The organism is Peribacillus tepidiphilus (genome assembly GCF_009466385.1).
In the GTDB taxonomy this organism is placed as follows: domain Bacteria; phylum Bacillota; class Bacilli; order Bacillales; family DSM-1321; genus Bacillus_BN; species Bacillus_BN tepidiphilus.
Genome location: NZ_WIAQ01000004.1, coordinates 98,560 through 120,607 on the forward strand (window position 1 = coordinate 98,560; position 22,048 = coordinate 120,607).

23 protein-coding genes and 1 other annotated feature are annotated in these 22,048 nt (G+C 37.8%); of the genes, 1 reads left to right on the top strand and 22 read right to left on the bottom strand.

Going from position 1 to position 22,048, the window contains the following annotated elements; genetic code table 11:
- Positions 1–130: 130 nt before the first annotated feature.
- The 4 genes from GD441_RS04560 to lspA form a co-directional block, all read right to left on the bottom strand.
- The gene (locus GD441_RS04560) at positions 131–1,459 is read right to left on the bottom strand and encodes a solute carrier family 23 protein (protein WP_153124174.1); all 1,329 of its coding nucleotides are present in this window, start codon (positions 1,457–1,459) and stop codon (positions 131–133) included.
- Between the two features lie 157 nt (positions 1,460–1,616).
- Positions 1,617–2,165 (bottom strand): bifunctional pyr operon transcriptional regulator/uracil phosphoribosyltransferase PyrR, encoded by a 549-nt coding sequence (gene pyrR / locus GD441_RS04565; protein ID WP_153124177.1) that lies wholly within the window; start codon positions 2,163–2,165, stop codon positions 1,617–1,619.
- Between the two features lie 223 nt (positions 2,166–2,388).
- The gene (locus GD441_RS04570; protein ID WP_153124179.1) at positions 2,389–3,303 is read right to left on the bottom strand and encodes an RluA family pseudouridine synthase; all 915 of its coding nucleotides are present in this window, start codon (positions 3,301–3,303) and stop codon (positions 2,389–2,391) included.
- Positions 3,296–3,766, bottom strand: a complete 471-nt coding sequence (gene lspA, locus GD441_RS04575; protein ID WP_153124184.1) for a signal peptidase II — start codon at positions 3,764–3,766, stop codon at positions 3,296–3,298. Before lspA ends, GD441_RS04570 begins: the two co-directional genes overlap by 8 nt.
- Positions 3,767–4,711: 945 nt before the next feature.
- Between lspA and GD441_RS04580 the strand changes: the two genes are divergently transcribed.
- Entirely contained in the window at positions 4,712–5,227 is a 516-nt protein-coding gene (locus tag GD441_RS04580) for a transposase (protein ID WP_476742313.1), read from the top strand.
- A gap of 86 nt (positions 5,228–5,313) precedes the next feature.
- On the opposite strand, the gene ileS is transcribed toward GD441_RS04580, so the two are convergent.
- From ileS to murB, 18 genes are all read right to left on the bottom strand, one after another.
- Positions 5,314–8,082 carry an isoleucine--tRNA ligase gene (gene ileS / locus GD441_RS04585; protein ID WP_153124188.1) on the bottom strand — a complete coding sequence of 923 codons (2,769 nt, stop codon included), beginning with the start codon at positions 8,080–8,082 and terminating at the stop codon, positions 5,314–5,316.
- A 50-nt stretch (positions 8,083–8,132) separates the two neighbouring features.
- Positions 8,133–8,368, bottom strand: a binding site (T-box leader).
- A 56-nt stretch (positions 8,369–8,424) separates the two neighbouring features.
- On the bottom strand, positions 8,425–8,931 hold the full coding sequence (locus GD441_RS04590) for a DivIVA domain-containing protein (RefSeq protein WP_153124190.1): 507 nt from the start codon (positions 8,929–8,931) through the stop codon (positions 8,425–8,427).
- An 87-nt stretch (positions 8,932–9,018) separates the two neighbouring features.
- Entirely contained in the window at positions 9,019–9,792 is a 774-nt protein-coding gene (locus GD441_RS04595) for a YlmH family RNA-binding protein (protein WP_153124192.1), read from the bottom strand.
- Positions 9,793–9,887: 95 nt separating this feature from the next.
- Entirely contained in the window at positions 9,888–10,151 is a 264-nt protein-coding gene (locus GD441_RS04600; RefSeq protein ID WP_153124194.1) for a YggT family protein, read from the bottom strand.
- Between the two features lie 6 nt (positions 10,152–10,157).
- Complete coding sequence (locus tag GD441_RS04605; RefSeq protein ID WP_153124196.1) at positions 10,158–10,601, bottom strand: cell division protein SepF; 444 nt, start codon at positions 10,599–10,601, stop codon at positions 10,158–10,160.
- Between the two features lie 15 nt (positions 10,602–10,616).
- Positions 10,617–11,300, bottom strand: a complete 684-nt coding sequence (locus tag GD441_RS04610; RefSeq protein WP_153124198.1) for a YggS family pyridoxal phosphate-dependent enzyme — start codon at positions 11,298–11,300, stop codon at positions 10,617–10,619.
- Between the two features lie 6 nt (positions 11,301–11,306).
- Positions 11,307–12,122: a peptidoglycan editing factor PgeF gene (pgeF, locus tag GD441_RS04615; RefSeq protein ID WP_153124200.1), complete on the bottom strand. Its 816-nt coding sequence runs from the start codon at positions 12,120–12,122 to the stop codon at positions 11,307–11,309.
- A gap of 65 nt (positions 12,123–12,187) precedes the next feature.
- Positions 12,188–12,463 carry a YlmC/YmxH family sporulation protein gene (locus GD441_RS04620; protein ID WP_153124202.1) on the bottom strand — a complete coding sequence of 92 codons (276 nt, stop codon included), beginning with the start codon at positions 12,461–12,463 and terminating at the stop codon, positions 12,188–12,190.
- A gap of 126 nt (positions 12,464–12,589) precedes the next feature.
- Positions 12,590–13,438, bottom strand: coding sequence for an RNA polymerase sporulation sigma factor SigG (gene sigG / locus GD441_RS04625; RefSeq protein ID WP_374721944.1), 849 nt, complete (start codon positions 13,436–13,438; stop codon positions 12,590–12,592).
- Between the two features lie 70 nt (positions 13,439–13,508).
- Positions 13,509–14,228 (bottom strand): RNA polymerase sporulation sigma factor SigE, encoded by a 720-nt coding sequence (sigE, locus tag GD441_RS04630; RefSeq protein WP_153124206.1) that lies wholly within the window; start codon positions 14,226–14,228, stop codon positions 13,509–13,511.
- 67 nt (positions 14,229–14,295) lie between these two features.
- A complete protein-coding gene (spoIIGA, locus tag GD441_RS04635) occupies positions 14,296–15,210 on the bottom strand; it encodes a sigma-E processing peptidase SpoIIGA (RefSeq protein WP_191992094.1) in 915 nt (304 codons plus the stop codon).
- Positions 15,211–15,489: 279 nt separating this feature from the next.
- On the bottom strand, positions 15,490–16,623 hold the full coding sequence (ftsZ, locus tag GD441_RS04640; RefSeq protein ID WP_153124210.1) for a cell division protein FtsZ: 1,134 nt from the start codon (positions 16,621–16,623) through the stop codon (positions 15,490–15,492).
- Between the two features lie 39 nt (positions 16,624–16,662).
- On the bottom strand, positions 16,663–17,958 hold the full coding sequence (gene ftsA, locus GD441_RS04645) for a cell division protein FtsA (RefSeq protein ID WP_153124212.1): 1,296 nt from the start codon (positions 17,956–17,958) through the stop codon (positions 16,663–16,665).
- 230 nt (positions 17,959–18,188) lie between these two features.
- Positions 18,189–18,542, bottom strand: coding sequence for a small basic family protein (locus GD441_RS04650; RefSeq protein WP_153124214.1), 354 nt, complete (start codon positions 18,540–18,542; stop codon positions 18,189–18,191).
- Positions 18,543–19,265: a DUF881 domain-containing protein gene (locus tag GD441_RS04655; protein ID WP_225434129.1), complete on the bottom strand. Its 723-nt coding sequence runs from the start codon at positions 19,263–19,265 to the stop codon at positions 18,543–18,545. It abuts the gene before it with no gap.
- Between the two features lie 36 nt (positions 19,266–19,301).
- A complete protein-coding gene (locus GD441_RS04660) occupies positions 19,302–19,994 on the bottom strand; it encodes a DUF881 domain-containing protein (protein ID WP_153124215.1) in 693 nt (230 codons plus the stop codon).
- Entirely contained in the window at positions 19,978–20,784 is an 807-nt protein-coding gene (locus GD441_RS04665) for a cell division protein FtsQ/DivIB (RefSeq protein WP_153124217.1), read from the bottom strand. The genes GD441_RS04660 and GD441_RS04665 overlap by 17 nt, the downstream gene beginning before the upstream one ends.
- 338 nt (positions 20,785–21,122) lie before the next feature.
- The gene (gene murB, locus GD441_RS04670) at positions 21,123–22,031 is read right to left on the bottom strand and encodes a UDP-N-acetylmuramate dehydrogenase (protein WP_153124219.1); all 909 of its coding nucleotides are present in this window, start codon (positions 22,029–22,031) and stop codon (positions 21,123–21,125) included.
- Between the last annotated feature and the right edge of the window lie 17 nt (positions 22,032–22,048).

Genomic DNA, 22,048 nt, shown 5'->3' on the forward strand with positions numbered 1-22,048 from the left:
CCTAAACCATACTGTTTAGGGTGTTTTTGAAGAAGACAGCATGACAAAGCTACCTATCTAAAAATAGGGCAAGCTGCTGTCTGATCAGTGACACCCTTTTAAGCCTCTCTGGACTTCAATTAAAAGGTGATTATGCTGAACGATTCAATTCTTTTTCTTGTTCGAATAAATCTTTAACTACTTCTTTTCCAGGTAAAACTAAGTTTAATATAACGCCGACAATCGCTGCGAGTGCCATCCCAGAAAGGGACACTGCTTCAGAAAGTTTTACAAATGCACCGCCTACACCAATCACAAGAATAACGGAGGCAATAATAAGATTTCTATTTTTTCCAAAGTCTACTTTATTATCAATTAACATTCTTAATCCGCTCGATGCGATAATACCGAAGAGAAGAATCGAGATACCTCCCATTACAGCAGAAGGGATGGATGAAATGAGTGCGGAAATTTTTCCGATAAAACCGAAGGAAATTGCGGTTACCGCTGCACCACCAATGACATAAACGCTAAATGCTCGAGTGATGGCGAGTACCCCAATGTTTTCACCGTAAGAAGTTAACGGCGGTCCTCCGATGAAAGAGCCAATTACAATTCCAGCGCCGTCTCCTAAGATGGATCGGTGTAAGCCTGGTTTTTGAATAAAATTTCTTCCTACAACTTTACTTAATACTAGTTGATGTCCGATATGTTCTGCTAAGGTCACAATAGCTACAGGAACCATGACTAACCCAACTTCCCAAGAGATGATCGGTTCATATGTTACATAAGGGATTAAAAATTCTGGCATTTGAAACCATGCTGCTTCTTTTACTCCACTTAAGTCGACAATACCAACGGCTAATCCCGTGCAATATCCAGCCATGATTCCGATTAAAATTGGAATCAGCTTCATGAAGCCTTTCATAAAGATCGAACACACAATCGTTACTCCAAGTGTAATAAGAGCTACCATAAAGTGAGTGGAGCTATATACAAGCTGATCGGCAGGTGCTCCTGGATTTTCATACATGGCCATATTCACTGCTGTTCCTGCCAATCCTAATCCGATAACAATGATAACTGGACCTACTACAACTGGAGGTAATAAATTCATTAGCCATCTTAAGCCGACTTTCTTAATCAAGAGGGCTACCACGCCATATACTAACCCAGCTAAGAAGCAACCAAACATAGCGGCTTCAGGTCCGCCTAATGCTTTTGCCGCGATAATCGGAGCAATGAAGGCGAATGATGACCCAAGATACGCAGGAATCTGCCCTTTTGTTATTAGCAGGTATGTAAGAGTTCCCAAACCGCTTGAAACAAGAGCAACTCCAGGACTTAGACCTACAAGAAATGGTACGAGCACTGTTGCCCCAAACATGGCAAATAAATGCTGTAGACTCAACGTAATCCACTGTGATACTTTCGGTACTTCTTCGACATCCAGAACGATCTCTCTTTTTTCTTGTTCCATAACTTAATTCCTCCCATTCTCTAATAAAAAAGCCCTCGACACATGCGAGGGCACAAAGAGGTGAAGCTATGGTTTCATTTCAACCATAACCTTCCCATAAAGAGCTCACTGGCTCTTCCCCCTTTGTTAGCCTCACAGGACTACTTTTAAAAAGGGCTTATTCATTTAATTCGTAAATACTAACTTGATCTTTTGAATCAACTTCTGAAAGATGCACCGCAATTTTTTCGGCTTGTGAGGTCGGTACGTTTTTCCCGACATAATCTGCTCTGATTGGTAGCTCTCGATGACCTCGGTCAACAAGCACAGCAAGCTGAATTTGGCTTGGTCTTCCCATGTCAATGAGGGCATCCATTGCAGCACGGACCGTTCTGCCTGTATACAGGACGTCATCCACTAAAATGACTTTCTTATTGTTAATCTCAACCGGAATGTCAGAACCCTTAACTAGTGGTTCGCCATCGTGTGTTTTTGTGCTTAAATCATCACGGTATAGCGTAATATCCAGCTCTCCGACTGGAATTTCCTTTCCTTCGAATTGTTTAATGCGTTCTGCAAGTCTTTTTGCCAGGAAAATCCCCCTTGTTTTAATACCAATTAATACACAGCCTTCAATGCCTTTATTTCTCTCAATGATTTCGTGAGCAATTCTCGTTAGGGCTCTTCTGATCGCTTGTTCGTCTAAAACAATGGCTTTTTCATGCATTCTTTTTCACCCTTTCTCTTTTTCTCTCTTATTGGTGGAAACGGTGGAATTCATTATAAACAAAAAATCCTCTTACCGTATGGCAAGAGGATACAATAATACAGTTTTTATACACACTCTATAAGCGTGGGTATACTAACATCCGTTTCCTTCTCAGCCTCACGGGACTGTGTTAAAGGTTCCTATTCAACTAAACTAATCTTACCTACATTTCATTTTTATGTCAACGATTATTTCGAAGTTTGTCGAGAATGTTTTCAAACTCTTCAGGAAGAGGAGCCTCAAACTCTAAATACTCCTTTGTTCTTGGATGTACAAAGCCTAAAATACCTGCATGCAAAGCTTGTCCGTTTATGTCCAGTGTTTTTCTAGGTCCGTATTTTGGATCTCCTGCAAGTGGATAACCAATATATTTCATATGAACCCTAATCTGATGGGTTCTACCTGTTTCTAGCTGACACTCAATAAATGTAAAATGATCAAATCGCTCTAATACACGAAAATGCGTGACAGCATGCTTGGAGTTTTCTTCTGTAACAGCCATGCTTTGTCTGTCTTTTTTATCACGGCCAATCGGAGCATCGATCGTTCCATAATCATGTGGAATCACTCCATGAACAATCGCTTTGTATTTGCGCTTTACTGTTTTATCAACCAACTGCTGAACAAGGCTTTCGTGGGCTAGATCATTTTTCGCCACCATAAGTAATCCGGAAGTATCTTTATCGATTCTGTGTACAATACCTGGTCTCATAACACCATTAATGCCGGATAAATCTTTGCAATGAGCCAATAATCCATTTACGAGCGTCCCTGTAGTATGACCCGGAGCTGGATGGACAACCATCCCTTTTGGTTTATTCACTACTAAAACATCACTGTCTTCATAGTAAATATCTAAATCCATTTCTTCAGGTAATACATCGAGCTCTTCTGGCTCGGGAATCTGTATTTCAATTACATCCCCTACTGAACATTTATAATTGGTTTTTACTGTTTGTCCGTTCACACGTACATGGCCATCTTTCATCCATTGCTGGATTTGCGTTCGCGACCATTCCTCATTAACCGTAGATAACAATTTATCCAATCTGCCTCCTGCCTGATGCTCATCAATGGTGTATTGCAGTTTATCCATTTCTTTTCTCCTTCAACAATTTTTCCTCAAAGAACATGTAAATCATAAGCATCGCCACTCCGATGCATAATGCAGAATCAGCTACGTTAAAAACGGGAAAATTATACCCGAAAGGATAAGTATTGACAAAGTCCACAACTTCTTTACGGAAAAGTCGATCAATAAAATTCCCGATAGCTCCTCCCAGCATCATTCCGAGGGACACACCTAGTACATAATGATTTCTTCCCATTTTTTGTATGTAATAGACAAGTCCAATAATCACGATGACTGTGATAATGTAGAAGAACCACATTTGTCCTTGGAGGATCCCCCAAGCAGCCCCTTTATTTCTGTGAGAGGTAATATATAAAAAGTTTTCAATAACCTCAATACTTTCTCCAAGTTCCATCCTTTTCACAATCAACCATTTTGTCAATTGATCCAAGGCAATGACAAATAAGGCAATCAAATAATAAATCACAAGGCTACCCCCAACTCTTTTTCAGTTCTTTCCCTATGCATTGTAGCATAAGGTGAATTTTAAAAACAATGAAGTCCTTGCGAAATGCTAGAGAATTCTAATTCAGATCATTAATTTTGACTCTTTTTGCATAGATTGTTGTTATTAGACTATAAAGTTTGCCCGTTGATTGCAGCGAGAGGCACTTGCTTTCCGCGGGGAGGGATGTCACTCCTCGGCGTTGCCGCCTGTGGGGTCTCCCACTTCCCTCTTTTTCCCGCAGGACATTGAATAAGCTTCTTCGAACAAACACCGCACGAAGGAAATGCGAATGCATTTTCGAGGAGTCAAGTACCCTCCGCTGCAATCAACTTAGATCGTATTTTTAAATTACACTAAAAAAGCAACAAACTTTACGAAAACAGACTTAATTTTTAACAATATAAAAGGTATTGTCTAGAAAGTCAGTTTTCCTGACTTTCTGGAGTCTCTTTTTTATCATTATATTTAAAAAATAAAGTTCTTTTCACATAGAATGATGTTTTTAGACTATAAAGTTTGCCCGTTGATTTCCGCTCCAGGCACTTGCTTTCCGCGGGGAGGGATGGGAGCCTCCTCGGCGTTGCCGCCTGTGGGGTCTCCCACTTCCCTCTTTTTCCCGCAGGAGTCAAGTACCTTCCGCTACAATCAACTCAGATCGTATCGTTAAATTACACTAAAAAAGTAACAAACTTTACGAAAACACCCAAAAATAAAAAAAAATCGTCCTTTCTAGTAAAATGTAAGTGACCAAACCAACATTCTAAGAAAGGACGATTTTTTTTGTGCAATCCGAAGATTACTACTGAAAATTATAACACGCAAATGACCCTTCTTCCAGAGACAGAGGAATAAAAGACTCCAAAAAGACAATTAGCCCCTACTTTTAAACCATATGATAACCGTCAAATTCAAGTTATTTTTGATATTGAAGCACTCATACCAGAACATCATGTTGCACTTGTGGTGAATGAAATGGTTGAAGCTGTGCCAAATGAGCAATTGTTTTCTCATTATAAAGGTGGTGGCAGAAGTTCCTTTCAACCCAAAATGATGCTTAAAATCATTCTATTTGGTTATTCCCAAAAGGTTTATTCCTGCCGGGGAATCGAAAAGTTGATAAGAGAAAATATCCCAGCCATGTGGTTAGCTGCGATGCAACAACCCGATTTCCGCACGATTAATGAGTTCCGTGGAGAACGGATGAAAGTCTTGATGGATGAATTATTTGAAGTCATGATTCTGAAATTGATTGACGAAAAATACATCACGATGGAAAACTACTTTTTGGATGGCACCAAGATTGAAGCCAATGCCAATAAGTATTCTTTCGTATGCAAAAAATCAAGAAAGGTTACGTTTAAAAAATACCAAAATAAAAAGAATCAGTTTGGTTATAGTAGCAGGCATCCGTCAGCTACTTTCAAAGAAAAATCCAAATAACACAAAAGCAAGTGGAGAAAAACGGATCGTTTTTCTCCACTTGCTTCATTTTAGGGACTTTTTAGACAACCCCCTAATAAATCATATTAGATTGCGTAATGCTCACTTACAACGTTTGCACAACGTGGGCAAAGTGTTGGATGATTTTCATCCTCTCCAACCTTTGTGGAAACGTTCCAGCAGCGCTCACATACCTCGCCTTCTGCTTTTGTAACCACAATCGCAGCATGCTCTAGTTTAAGGGCATTTTCAGGAGCCTCTTCCATATTTCCAGCTACTTCAAAAGCAGACACAATGAAAAGCTGCTCCATATTTTCATGGATCTTGCTTAGCAATTCTTTCGTAGAATCCTTAACATAAAGAGTCACTTTTGCATTAAGTGATTTACCAATTACTTTTTCATTGCGCGCTTCTTCAAGAGCCTTTAGAACATCGTCACGAAGCTTCATAAACGCATTCCATTTCTCCTCTAGCTCATTCGCATTCTTCAGCTCTTGATATTCAGGCATGTCTGTTAACTGTACACTAGGTTCCTTCACATTCGGAATATAAGACCATACCTCGTCAGCTGTGTGAGAAAGGATTGGAGATAACAATTTAGTTAGTGCAAGCAATGATTCGTACAGAACTGTCTGGATTGCTCTTCTTTCTTTGCTGTCAGGAGCTTCACAATAAAGAATATCTTTCGCATAATCCAGGTAGAATGCACTTAGGTCGAGTGTACAGAAATTGTTAATTTGATGGTAAATGTTTGCATACTCATAATTTTCATATGCGTTTCTAACATTTTTGATAAGCTTATTGAGTTTAACAAGCATATATTGGTCAACTTCACGTAAATCCTCATAAGCAACCTTATTTGTCTCAGGATCGAAACCATCCAGCGTTCCGAGTAAGAATCGGAATGTATTTCTAATTTTACGGTATACTTCAGCAACCTGCTTTAAAATGGCATCCGATACACGAACGTCTGATTGGTAATCTACTGAGGCAACCCATAGACGTAAAATATCTGCGCCCAACTGATCCATAACTTTAGCAGGTACCACGACGTTTCCTAATGATTTACTCATTTTTCTGCCTTCGCCATCTAAGGCAAAACCATGACTCAATACACCTTTATATGGTGCTTTTCCTGTTACTGCAACGGCTGTTGATAAGGAAGAGTTGAACCAGCCACGGTATTGGTCGGAACCTTCAAGATAAAGGTCAGCCGGACGCTGTAAGTCGTCACGTTCCTCTAATACAGCTTGGTGTGAAGAACCTGAATCAAACCAAACGTCCATGATATCCGTTTCTTTCGTGAAGATTCCGTTCGGACTGCCAGGATGTGTGAAGCCTTCCGGTAGAAGATCTTTTGCTTCACGCTCAAACCAAACGTTAGAGCCGTACTGTCTGAATAAATTGGATACATGTTCAATGGTTTCATCTGTGATAATTGGCTCACCATTTTCAGCATAAAATACTGGAATTGGAACACCCCAAGCACGCTGACGGGAAATACACCAGTCTCCACGGTCACGCACCATGTTGAAGAGACGTGTTTCACCCCAAGCAGGAACCCATTTCGTTTCTTCAATTGCTTTTAAAAGGTCTTGACGGAAATCCTTGATGGATGCAAACCATTGAGCCGTTGCACGGAAGATGGTTGGCTTTTTCGTTCTCCAGTCATGCGGATAGGAATGTGTAATAAAACTCAATTTTAATAAAGCGCCTACTTCCTTAAGCTTTTCAGTAATTGGCTTATTCGCATCATCGTAAAATAATCCTTCAAATCCAGGTGCTTCGTCTGTCATATAGCCTTTAGCATCAACTGGACAAAGGACGCCAAGATTATATTTTTGACCGACAATAAAATCATCTTCACCATGTCCAGGAGCAGTATGAACACAGCCAGTACCAGCATCTGTCGTTACATGATCGCCAAGAACAACAAGAGAATCACGATCGTAGAACGGATGCTTGGCAACCACTCTTTCAAGCTCAACTCCTTTTACAGTCTTAACGACTTTCACTTCTTCCCAGCCAACTTCTTTTGAAACAGCCTCTAGCAACTCTTTTGCTACTACATATTTTTTGTCGTTCGTTTCAACAACAACATATTCTAAATCTGGGTGTACAGCGATTCCAAGGTTTGCCGGAATGGTCCAAGGAGTTGTCGTCCAGATTACAATTTGCGTTCCTTCATCTAGAACACCTTTACCATTCGTCACTTCAAATCCGACATAAATGGAAGCCGAACGTTTATCATAATATTCAATTTCAGCTTCTGCCAAAGCAGATTCACTCGATGGAGACCAATATACTGGTTTAAGCCCCTTGTAAATATATCCTTTTTTCGCCATTTCCCCAAATACTTTAATTTGTTGGGCTTCGTATTCAGGCTTCAAAGTGATATATGGGTTTTCCCAGTCTCCACGAACACCAAGACGCTTAAATTGGGCACGTTGATTTTCGATTTGCTGGTAAGCATACTCCTCACAAAGCTTACGGAATTCAGCAACGCTCATTTCCTTACGGTTAACACCCTTGTTTTTTGTTAGAGCCGTTTCAATTGGAAGTCCGTGTGTATCCCAGCCTGGAACATAAGGAGCGTTAAATCCACTCATGGATTTATAGCGGACGATGAAATCCTTCAAAATCTTATTAAGAGCATGACCCATGTGAATGTCACCATTTGCATATGGAGGACCATCATGAAGAACAAACATTGGACGATCCTTTGTTCTTTCCTGAACCATTTTGTAAATATTCATTTCTTCCCATTTTTGCTGTATTTCAGGTTCTCTTTTAGGCAGATTTCCTCGCATCGGAAACTCTGTTTTAGGCATTAATAACGTATCTTTATAATCCATTTTCAAGCCTTCCTACCTTTCTTTATTAACATAAAAGCCTCCTCATCCCAATAAGGGACGAGAAGGCTTATTCCCGCGGTACCACCCTAATAGATTTTTCATGTATTGAAAAATCCACTTTCAGCATTCTTAACGCGAATGACACGTCCCACTTAATGAATCCTAAGATTGTTCAGCAGGAAACTCTGGGGTGATCTTCCGTTACTTTGCTTATATCGGGCTTCCACCCTCCCCGACTCGCTTCATAAGTCTATAAGTAACGTACTGTCCCCTTCATCGTTCAATAGGTATGATATATCTTTTTGAAATTATATGCGAAAAGTACTTGAAGAGTCAAGACTCCTATTTATTTTCTTCATCTAGCTGAAGTTCTGTGGCATCTACTTCAAATTCCATCAAATGATCCCAATCATCATTTTTTAATAAATCAAGCTGAGCTTCTATTAACATTTTAAAACGAGTACGGAAAACTTTTGACTGCTTTTTCAACTCTTCAATTTCAAGTGCAATTTTTCTTGCTTTAGATAGAGCTTCATTGACTATACGATCAGCATTCTTTTCAGCTTCTTTAATAATTAGTTTTGCTTCCTTTTGTGCATTACGTTTAACCTCTTCTGCAGCTTCCTGAGCAACAATAATGGATTTATTCAATGTCTCTTCAATATTCGTGAAATGTCCGAGTCTTTCATGGACATCATTCAGCTTCTCTTCAAGCTCCTTCTTTTCACGAAGGATTAGCTCGTAATCCTTAATAATCTGATCTAAAAACTCATTTACTTCATCTTCATCATAGCCGCGGAATCCTTTTGAAAATTCCTTATTATGTATATCCAGCGGAGTTAATGGCATAACGGCACCTCCAAACGAGATTCAACTTACTCTATTGTATTATACTACGTTTCGACAGGAATTTTGTAAATCCTGCAAATTCTTCAATTATTTTTGTCTTCCACCTATAATTCTCCATTTATCTTTTTTCGTTTTTCCTTCAATTGACATGATTTTATATCGACCAAAGCCCCGAAGTGATAGGATATCTCCTTCACCACATTCAAACGAACTTTGTTCAATTAACTTATGATTCACCTTAACCCTTCCACTTTCCACCAACAATTGAGATTTTTGACGGGAAAGATTAGTCATAGATGAAACCAGAACATCTAAGCGCAAAGAAGACGCAGTAAATGAGAATTCTTCCCATTTTTCTTCAGATACCAAAATATCATCATCCGTTACTTTCACTAAAGTTATACCGATCCGACCGATCTTTTCCAAATTGTTTCTTACATACGTTTCGATTTCTTCAGCAGTAACAAACTGTATTCGATCTCCGGAAAAAATTACATCGCCAAACTTTTCCCTTTTTAAACCTAATGACATAAGAGTACCCAGTACCTGACGATGTTCAATATTGACAAACTTTTTTGGATATTGGATCTCAAACACAGTGATCGCAAAGTCACGATGATCCGGTGTAAAATAATCTGGATAAATCAGTGCTCGCTTTCGTTCACTATTTTCAGCCCCACCAAAAAATTTTACCTTAACCTCTTCGTCTTTACCAATTAAAGATTGGACAATTTGTTGTTCTCTTGGGTCTAAAAAATCGGTCAACTTAGGAGCATAAGAGCTTCTTACCTGTTCCTTCCATTCCAAAACACTATCAATAAAATCTTTTTCTTCCGGTCTAAAATGTTGATATAAGCTCATTCCTCTATAATACCTCACAAAAAAATAACAATGCAATTAACATAACTTTTCCATAATCAAAAAGGACCCTATTGGATCCTTTTTGATTAATACGATTATACAATCCATTTAAATACCTCAATCAAACCGTATTGGGCAAAATTCAAAATAACGATTGCAACAATCGGTGAAACATCGATCATGCCAATGGGTGGAATGAACCTTCTGAAAATTTCAAGATACGGTTCTGTAATTCTACTTAAAAATTGTCCAATAGCTGATTCCCTTGCATTCGGAAACCAAGACATTAATATGTAAATAATCAATGCCCACGAGTAAATTTCAATTAAATTATATAAAACATCCAGAATAAAACTCATTCGGGGTTACCACCTCGTATCATCTAGTTCTTCCTCTTCTTGTACAATACCGGTAATAGAGCCAGAAACATCTACATTATCTGGTGTACACAAGAAAATTTTTGTTCCAATTCGCTGAATGTCTCCACCTATTGCATACACTGTTCCACTAAGAAAGTCGACAATTCTCTTCGCCTGGTCAGAAGAAATACGCTGGAGATTTACAACAACAGCTCTCCTATTCTTAAGATGATCTGCAATTTCTTGTGCTTCAGAATATGCACGTGGTTCCAAAAGAACAACTTTGGAGGACTTTTGTACGCTTTGCAAACTGACAACGTTTTGACTATGACTTGGTGACTTGGCAATAGTTTTCGCCACTTTGGTTTCAGGAGCTTTTTCTTCTAAAACTTCTTCTTTATACTCATATTCATCATCTAGTGCAAAAAATGATTTAAACTTTGACAACATAATAAAGTTCCCTCCTTATGATTCTTCACCAACTAATGCGGTACCTATGCGAATCATCGTTGCGCCTTCTTCTATTGCGATTGGATAATCATTTGACATCCCCATGGATAACTCACTGCAAGGCATATTGGAAAAACCAAGATCTTGAATATGCCCTTGCAGCTTTTTTAACCCTTTAAAGCAGCTTCTCAATACCTCTTCATCCTTGGTGAAGGGGGCCATCGTCATCAGACCTTGTACAATAATTTTATCGTAATTTGCTTCATGTAGCTCTTTTACAAATGGAATTAATTCATCAGGTGCGAGACCATGCTTTGATTCTTCCCCAGAAACGTTAACCTGCAGAAAGCATTTGATTGGCTTGTCCGCTCTTTTTTGAATTTCTTTAGCGAGTGATAAACGATCAAGAGAATGGATATAATCGACCTTATCGATAATATTTTTGACCTTTCTTGTTTGTAAAGAACCGATAAAATGCCAAATGGGTCTATCCCCTAATTCCTCATATTTATGTAACAACCCATCATCCCTGTTTTCTCCCAAATGAAGAATTCCTGCTTCTAAAGCTTCTTTGGCACGTTCAACAGAAACATACTTTGTTACGGCAATGATGGTTATTTCTTTCGGATCCCTTCCACACTTTCTACAGGTTTCCGTGATTTTATCTTGGATTGATGCTAAGTTGTCAATTACTTTCACCCTTTGTTAATCCTCCTTCCAGCCGATAAAGCTCATAAGCCGACCAGTTGTTCCTTTATCCCTGCGGTGGGAAAAAAACAAATCATGGTCACAGCTTGTGCAAAGGCTGGTGACACTCACATGCCTGACTCCAGCTTTTTTTAAAATTTGGGCGTTCAATAGCTTTAAGTCGAGCTTGTATTGTCCTTCACTAACTAAATTATAGGGTTTTTCTTCATTTTCTTCCACTCTATTTTGCACCAAGTTAATCACTTTATTGTCTACAATATAACAATTTCCACAAATGGAGGGACCAATGATCGTTTGCACCTCTTCTGGAGGGACTCCTTCCTCCTCCCATTTGTGGATCATTTTTTGTGCAATTCCATTTACAGTACCCTTCCATCCGGCATGTGCGATTCCGATTAATTTGCTTTTAGGATGGTAAAAATAAAGTGGCACACAGTCTGCAAAGCAAAGTGTTAGTAAAATCCCTTTTTCTGTTGTATAAAGGCCATCCACACCTTTTAAGGCAGTTTCATAATCCAATGCTCCTAATCCCTTTTGTGTAGAATCAATTTTTTTAATTTGGATATCATGAGTCTGCTCACAGCCTACCCAGGAGTTTGAATGGAAGCGAAGTTCTTTTGCTATTCGTTTCCTGTTTTCGATTACGTCATCTTTCTCATCTCCAACATGAAAACCGGTATTCAATGATTGATATGGTTTTTGACTTACTCCACCTCTTTTCGTTGTAAAGCCAGCAACAAGGTTTGGATTTTCTTTCGACCATTCTTCAATCAATAATAGCTTTTCATCTGTCTGTATAAACATTTCAGCCATACACATGTCCCTTTTTTTATTTTTTTTTCATTAGTGTATCACACATTCAGCATTGACACACATGTTTACCGATCCACAAGCTTATCTTCCAAAAAAGATTGATCCCCACTACTATACTCTACTAAAATGACATCAGCTCCAATTTTCTTTATTTTTTTCCATGGTATTGTAATAAGGTCCTCTTTATTGAAGAGACCCAATAGTTTTCCACTACTAGAAACAATAATAGCCTCTATTTTTCCTGTTTGCACGTTTATCTCTAAATCAGAAATATTCCCGAGCTTTTTTCCATCCGCCATGTTGATGATGTCCTTTACTTGAAACTCAGAGATTTTAGCCATCGCCAGCACTCCTTCTTCTTCTTTTTCTCAATATATGAAGAAATGGGCCGCTTATTTCATGATATATTTTGCTAAATTAGAGTTTAGAAAATGTGCAAATTAAAAGAACCGCATATAAGCGGTCTGTTAATGTTGAATATTCTTATTCATTTGTTTGATTGCGGCTTTTTCGAGTCTAGACACTTGCGCTTGGGATATTCCGATCTCATCAGCTACTTCCATTTGTGTCTTACCTTGGAAGAATCTTTTCCTAATAATGAGTTTTTCTCTTTCATTTAATCTTCGCATGCCCTCTTTTAGAGCAATTTCATCTATCCAGTGTGTATCTTTATTCTTTTCATCGCTCAGTTGATCCATTACATAGATCGGGTCTCCCCCATCATTATATATGGGTTCGAATAGTGAGACTGGATCCTGTATTGCATCAAGTGCAAACACGATTTCCTCATGTGAGACTTCGAGCACTTTTGCGATTTCTTCTGCTGTTGGCTCACGTGAAGTTTCACTCATCAGCTTTTCTTTAACCTGTAGCGCTTTGTAAGCAATATCACGTAAAGACCTAGAAACCCGAATTGGATTGTTATCCCGTAAATATCTTCTAATTTCACCAATGATCATAGGTACAGCATACGTTGAGAATTTCACATTTTGACTTAGATCAAAATTATCTATTGATTTCATAAGACCGATACAGCCAACCTGAAACAGGTCATCCACAAATTCTCCCCTGTTGTTAAAACGTTGGATGACGCTTAATACAAGTCTCAAATTTCCATTTACCAGCTTTTCGCGGGCTGAGATTTCTCCATTTTGCATTTCTGTAAATAATAATCTCATTTCCTCATTTTTTAATACCGGTAATTTTGATGTATCCACACCGCAGATTTCTACTTTATTTCGAGACAAAATTTTTCCCTCCTTGCAGGGCTGCTGTACAAAATACAGTATCTCCGCAGGAGGGAAAAATATGCACATCCTTCCATGGCATATAAACAGAATGAATCGCAAAATAGCGATGTTACAATCATTTTTCAGCAAAAATTTTTTACACCATTTTATTAAACTCTTTCCTTAGACGCTTAATGATTCTTTTTTCTAATCGTGAAATGTAGGATTGCGAAATTCCTAGCATATCTGCAACATCCTTTTGTGTTTTTTCTTCTCCTCCAAGTAAACCAAACCGTAGCTCCATGATTTGCTTTTCACGAACTGAGAGCTGGTGTAAAGCTTTTGTTAAGAGCTTTTTATCAACATTTGCTTCCAAGTCTTTCGTAATAATATCATCTTCTGTTCCCAACACATCTGATAGAAGCAGCTCATTTCCATCCCAATCAATATTTAACGGTTCATCAAAAGACACTTCAGAACGAATTTTATTATTTCTTCTTAAATACATTAGTATTTCGTTTTCTATGCATCTAGAGGCGTATGTAGCAAGCTTAATTTTTTTTTCAGGATTAAATGTATTAACTGCTTTAATAAGTCCAATAGTTCCAATGCTAATTAAATCTTCAATATTAATACCTGTATTTTCGAATTTACGTGCAATATATACGACGAGCCTAAGATTACGCTCAATTAACATGGTTCTAGCAGTTTCATCTCCACTAGGTAGCTTATTAATTAAGATTTCTTCTTCTTCTTTACTTAATGGAGGTGGTAATGCTTCACTTCCACCTATATAGAAAACCTCATCAGCCTTTAAACCCAACTTAATAAGTAACTTATTCCAATAAAATGTTATCTTGAAAATAATTTTTTTCATGTATATTCCTCCTTCTAATTCTGTGAAAAATGAGTATAGTTTATTAAAAGCTTGCAATGTACAGCGATTAAGATGCATTCGAATTAGGAATGGCTGTAAGCATTTGCGGATGAATAAGAGCTTCATAATGATGATCTGCCGACAATTGCTGCAAGGTTATGGAAACTAAAACTTTCTTAACAGTAATTTGTTTATTTTCAGTTGTAATGATTACGTAGTCAGGTCTGAATGCAAGCAGCATCTCTTGGTCATGCCCAACAACTTTGTATGGCACGATTCGCATTCTGTCTGACCATTGAGATTCAATAATTTCCCCCGTCTTCAGCCAGGTCTCTTTGTTTACCACTACCTTTTTTATATCCTCAGGAAAATGAATGATGTTACTTGCAGACAGGACCATTACTGGTGTGCGGGTAAACGGCTCGTATAATTGGTTGCCGCTATCCACAAGTCCTTTGCATTCGATTTCAAAATCTTTTATCTTTACCCTCACTTTGACAAGCTGGTCAAAGGAGATATTTGTCATTTCAATATTTTGAAAATTCCTCTTGGAAAAATGCCATCCAATCGGAAATCCGATGATCACAAATAACCAGCTGATCGGATCCCCATAAGTTTTCAAACCATAAAACAAATTAGAATTCAATGAAATTTCACTTTGAAATAAAAAATGAACACCTAGTAAGATGCCACCTGATAAAAAGGTGACAAAATAAAAAAGCATTAGGGTTTTCATGTATGTACTCATACGTGTATATCCGAATACAATCCAGATCATGGCTGCAGAAAATAAAACTTTGATCAAAACATTATTAGCTACTGCATAAAAAGAACTGAACGACAATATGATGATAATGGAACCAACCAAACCACCAAGGATCAATTTGTGTAGCTTGGGCCTAATTTTCATTAGAACAGATGTCCAATAAAGGAGCAGACAATCAAATAGCCAATTTAATAGCCAAATCAAATCTACATACAACCTATTGTCCTCCCTTATGGAATGATTCTTTACTTATTCACTTTATTGAAAGTATACATTACCTTCACGATAAAAAGGTGTCACTATTTGTATGGCAAAAAAGAGATTTTTTTAGTGATTTTGTCGAACGAAGTCTACATACCTTTATATGAAGATTTAGAAAATTTTATGTAAAACTTACTCGTTACTGTAAATTTTTGTATAAAAATAGTCTCTTTTAATTATTTTATGGAAAAAAAAATCTCAAGAGCTCTACTCCTGAGATTTTTGGTGAAAATTTTATCTTCTTCTATTTCTGTTACGAAGGAATGTCGGAATATCTAGAGTATCATCTGCTAAGCTTGTAGCTCTAGTAGACTCTACAGGCTCTTCTCTTCTCACTTCACGTTTTACGGAACTTACGGACTGAACTGGCCTTTGTTGACCAAAAGTCGGTCGTGTTTGACGAGGTTGAATTTCAGCTTCATTGAAGCCAGTAGCAATAACCGTAACGATAATTTCGTCCTTAAGACTTTCGTTAATAACCGATCCGAATATCATATTTACATCTTGATCTGAAGCAGAAGCTACGATATCTGCCGCTTCTTGTACCTCAAACAAGCTTAAGTTTGTTCCTCCAGTAATGTTCATTAATACGCCTTGAGCACCATCGATTGAAGTTTCGAGCAATGGACTGGAAATCGCTTTTTTGGCAGCCTCAGCTGCACGGTTTTCACCTGAAGAAACACCAATTCCCATTAAAGCAGATCCTTTGTTAGACATAATGGTTTTGACATCTGCAAAATCCAAATTGATTAATCCAGGTACTGCGATTAAATCTGAAATACCTTGAACACCTTGACGTAATACATTATCCGCTTCACGGAATGCTTCAAGCATTGGTGTGTTTTTATCTACTATTTCTAGCAATCTATCATTAGGAATAACGATTAACGTGTCAACTGCCTCTTTCATGGCTGAAATTCCGTTTTGAGCTTGGGTTGCACGCTTACGACCCTCAAATGTAAACGGACGCGTAACCACGCCAACAGTAAGTGCACCAAGATCTCTTGCAATTTGCGCTATAACAGGGGCAGCACCTGTACCTGTTCCACCACCCATTCCGGCAGTAACAAATACCATGTCTGCACCTCTTAGTGCTTCTTCGATTTGTTCCTTACTTTCTTCGGCAGCTTTTTTTCCAACCTCAGGATTCGCACCAGCTCCTAAACCTCTTGTCAGTTTTCCGCCGATTTGCATCTTTACTTCAGCTTTTGACAAATTTAGAGCCTGTGCATCTGTATTAACAGCAATAAATTCAACACCTTGAACTCCATGCTCAATCATTCGGTTTACGGCATTATTTCCACCGCCACCAACACCAATTACTTTAATAGTTGCCAATTGATCTAAATTAGAATCGAACTCTAACATGATAATCCTCCTAGTTTCACATAATCCCAATTAGGCTGTTTATTCAAAGAAATACCCGAGTATTTTTTTGAATTTCCCTTTTTCACCCGGTTTTTTCTCAACTCTTTCCCTGCTTTGTGACTGTTCATGTGGCTTCATGCTTTTCTTTTCAGGTTTTTCAGAAACGGATACAGCTACAGGAGAATTGTTAAGTGAACTTCCTTGAAAACGTGCTTTTTTACAAGCGTGTTTTATTAATCCGACAGCTGTAGTATATTGCGGCTCTCTTACTCCGATATAATTTGGCTCAGCTGTCCGAACCCGATTTTGGAAAATACATTGTGATAGTTCTAGAACACCCGGCATTTTAACAACTCCTCCGGTTAGAACAAAACCACCTGGAACATCCTGGTAACCATGTCGTTTAATTTCATCTTGAATCATCTCGAAGACTTCAGTTAAACGAGCTTCAATTATTTCAGCAATCATCAACTGATTGCAGGACTGCATTTGATCACTACCAATAATCGGAATATTGAACACTTCATCTTCCGAAGCTTCGTCATAGAAGGCATGTCCGTGTTTTATTTTGATCCGTTCCGCATCTTCCATGGTAGTACGCAGAACAATCGAAAGATCTTTTGTAATGGTTTCTCCTCCAATTGGAATGACGCTTGAAAATTTCATATGTCCGCCTTCAAATAGAGCAACTGTTGTCGAGCCCCCGCCAATATCAACAAGAGCTACACCTAGTTCTTTTTCATCTTTTGATAAGACTAGGGAGCCGGCTGCCATTGGCTGTAGCGCAATTTCTGAAATCTCAAGTCCAGCCCGTTCTACACATCGAAGTGTGTTATGTAACATTGTTTTTAATCCAGTGATCAAAATCCCTTTCATCTCTAATCGGACGCCAATCATTCCACGTGGATCATTGATTTCATCAAGCTCATCCACTTTATAATGGATCGGTATGACATCAATAATTTCTCGGTCGGACGGAATGGTCATTAATTCTGCAGCTTCCCGGACTCTAGCAACATCCTGTTCTGTTATTTCTTTATTTTCACTTGAAACCGCAACAACTCCATGACAGGGTTGAAGCATGATATGATTCCCACTGATCCCCACCACAACCCGTTTAATTTCCATGCCAATCATTCTTTCGGCCTGCTCTACAGCTTTCTGGATTGAGTGTACGGTTTCGTCTATGTCAACGATAGATCCTTTTCTTAAGCCTTCTGATTTTACATTCCCGACGCCAAGAATGTTCAGGGAATCATTGACCATTTCCCCAATAATTACCTTTACACTGGATGTACCGATGTCAAGACTTACGTAGATTTCATTGCTGTTCATCCCATGGCACCTCCTCAAAAAATAAATAATATGTAAGAACAACAATATAATTATTAAAATAATTCTTTTTTTATAGAATAGTATATTTGTTCACAAAATACTATAGAAACTCTATTCGTCACAGGCTTTTTTTTCCCCTTTAAAATTACGGGAATTTTTTTAAAAAACAAAGGAATTTTCTTATTATGCTATTTTTCGAAATGCAGCGATCCTAACATATTTTACTAGAATTAGACAGATTTCTTCGAATCAGACCATTTTATCAATAAAATTCTTCTAATGACGGCTATATTTTGGAACAATCTTACTCCAAAAGCAAATACCGCTGCTAAATACAAGTCTACACCAAGATGCACACCTAGAAAAGCTAAACTTGCTGCTAAAATGATGTTAAAAAAGAATCCAGATACAAATACCTTTTCATCATATAAATTTTGCAAATGGGCCCTGATCCCACCAAATAACGTATCCAGAGCAGCTAATACAGCAATGGATAAGTAATTAGAATATTCAGAGGGAATTTTCAAATCGGTCAACAAACCGAGGACAATTCCTACCATGAGTCCGAAAAACGGAAGCCACATTTATAAATCCCCTCCGTTCTCTCCATCAATAGGCTCCAAATGTTTTATTCGAATGACACTTCCATATGGCTCTAATGTAATTTCTTGACTTACAACCGATACATGAACCTTTAAATTTTCGATAAAAAAATCTTCAATGATCTGGGAAGCTTTTAATCGATCACGTAATTTGTTGGCATCTTCCGCAATTACCTTAATTTCTATCGGAAATTGTGTTAATGGGAAACCATCCATTTTAGTGATACCGTTTATATCTCTTATTACGGTTGTATGAATCATTCTTTGTCCATTTATCGAGACATGAAGTGCCCCGTACATATTCAATTCATTCAACAATCTTTTTAATAGCTCTGGAGATATCTCTGAGTCAACCTCTTGCCTTATCAATTCTTCTTCGAGAGGCTCAATCTTAACAATAACACCTGGTCCTTTAATGGCTATAAGTCCTGCCTCTTTTTTTAGTTCATGTAAAGTCTGCCGAAGTACTTGTTCCTTGCTTTGCTTTTTTTCCGTTTCATAGCTTGCTAGCTTTTGATCAAGGTTCCTTGCTTCTTTTATTAAATTGGCTTGTAGCTTTTGCTCTTTCAGTAAATCCGCTCTTAGCTCCCAAACATCTCTCGTATCTCGAATTTTTGGTTCATTTATACTCTGAAATTGTATGGCAATCATAAATCCAATAATGATTGTCACAACCGTAAACTCAAGCCTGTTCCTTTTTGTCACTACATTACACCAATCTTTCTAAAACCCTATTAATTTTTAACTACCCAATATTGGATCTAAAATAATTTCATCCTTTTTTTCTAAGGTAAATAGGATATTTTCATTCACAAGCTGGTCCTTTACTCCACCTGTGATATTAAGGGCTGATTCGAGTACATTCGGATCGCCTATAGCAGTTATGACAAAAGGAGCTGGCTGTTGATTACCGTCTACATTAATGACAGGACCGTTACAAACGATATAAGAGTTGTGCTTAAGTCGCTGGCCATTGATCGCAATGGCAGTAGCTCCTGAAATATAAAGCTCGTTGATTACTTTAAAAATATGGTGTTCATGAACGATATAATTGTTCACATTTTCTTCTGCGGCGTCATATTCTCCATCTGCCAGTGTCACCTCTACCCCTTTTCCTTTCACCTTTACTTTCCCGAGAAATAATCTGTATTTTTCTGTATCTTCAACGAGATTAAAAAAAACTTGTTCTTCTTGTGCTAGTTCTTTCTCAATGTTTGTAATCTTTTCCTGCTTTTCAAGAATTTCCTGTTGGAGTTTTCTGTTCTTTTCTTCTTGCTCAATCAACTGTTTTCTAAGCTGATATTCTTTTTCCCAGCTATTTTTATTAATATCAGCAGTACTTTCGTTGTTCGTAATGTTATAAGAAAAAGCAATCATAAAACCTAATACGAGCAAAACTAGAGAAAGGACGACATGTTTACCCATCACTTTCATGATCTGTATCTTTTCTCCCTTTCTCTTCTGTCTTTTGCTCCTCTGTGTCGTATGCTCTGAAATATGATCCTACTTCTAGGTCAATAACTCCTTTTATTTTCGGGTCAAGTTGACTGACGATAGAAGGATAATGGATCAGCTTTTGAGATAATGTTCTAGAAGAAGCACTCACTTCAAAGCCATCATTCATAAAAATTTGGACATGATAGGGATCCGTTGTTTTAGGTTTATGATGTACTTCTGAAATGGAATTGTTTATCTCTGCAGGAAGTTGTTCAAGTTCTTCAATTAATTGTTTCAAGGCAGGCCCTTTTGAAAAACCGAATAGAACCGGTGCGTTTACAGGAATTTCACCGTCCTTTAATGGAGGTAGTATTTCACTGTTGGATAAAATAGGGAAGAATTTCGATTCCTTAGATAAATAGGCAATCCTATCATATTCTTTAATGGTGATGATCACCTTATTAGGAAACCGCACCGAAACATTCGCATCTTGGATTTCACGTTGTTTTTCTAGAGTGCGTATGATTTCTTCACGGTCAATTTTCCAAATACTTTCATCTTTCTTTATTTGTGCATAAGATAAAACTTTTTCAGATGTTATGTATTTATTCCCTTTTACTAAGATGCTTCGGACGTGACTTATTGGAGAAAGAAAATAAAGAACACAGATGAGTAATAGGAAAAAGAATGACAGTAAAAAAATCAGTCGTCTATTTGTTTTTTTCTTCCTCATTTGTTTGAGCTTTGGAATGCGCTCTTCAATCGATATAACTTTTTTTTGCTCCACCATGTCACCTCTTTACTTCCCTGCACAATAAGCTTGTCCTAAAAATAAGGTTCTTGTAATTGCCTTTATTGCAAAACTTGCTATGGATGGACTAGTATGACTAAAGCTAGTCCATCCAACCTCAATGACTCTAGAAAACGCTCAAATTTCTCAATGAAAAGCGTTTTTCAATGAGCCTGAATAGGTGTTACATTTTTTTATCTACAACACAAAAAAATGATTTTTATCTTATGAAAAACGAACATTCAATGTATGAAATGGTGATTTCTAGGCTTTTATTATACCATATTGTTACAATATCAATATGTGTATAATTAAAAAGTAACAGAGATTTTCATTTATTTTCTTCCAATTATTTCAACCTCTGTCTCCATTTTGACGCCATACTTTTCTAAAATGACATCTTTTACATGTTGAATTAAAGCAAGGACGTCTTCAGATGTTGCATTCCCTGCATTGACAATAAAATTCCCGTGCATTTCAGAAATTTTGGCGCCGCCTATACGATGTCCTTTTAGGCCTGCTTCCTGAATTAATCTCCCAGCATATTGTGGCAATGGATTTCGGAAAATACTACCTGCACAAGGATAGTTGTAAGGCTGTGTTTCTTTACGGTAATTTTTATTTTCCTGGATTTTCGCAACAATCTCCTCTCGATTTCCTTTCTCAAGCTTAAAGACTGCTTCAATTACAATACCAGGCCGCTTTTTTTGTAACACTGAAGTGCGATAGGAGAATTCCATTTCTTCGTTTGAAAGCCATTCAAAAGTTCCGTCTTCAAACAGAATATGAGCTTTTACAAGGATTTTTGAAATATCAGAGCCATGGGCACCTGCGTTCATATATACCGCACCACCTACCGAACCAGGAATGCCTCCAGCAAACTCCATACCTGACAATCCTTTTCTACTAATTTGTGTTGCCAAGCTTACTAATGAATAGCCTCCGCCAACCTTTATCACATCATCATCTATTTCTAAATGATCTATGCCGGCACCAAGCTTGATGACAACTCCTTCAATTCCCTTATCTGAGACAAGAAGATTGGAACCTCTACCTATTGCTCGCCATTTCAAATTATACTTTCTAATAATCTTCATTGTTTTTTCTAGGTTTTCAATAGAAGAGGGCTCAACAAATAAATCTGCCGGTCCCCCAATTTTTATCGTTGTATGATTAGCAAGCGGTTCTTGTTCCAATACTTTTCCTACTTGCAAGTCCATTAATTCTTTCATTACTTCCTTCATACATAACCCTCCATATC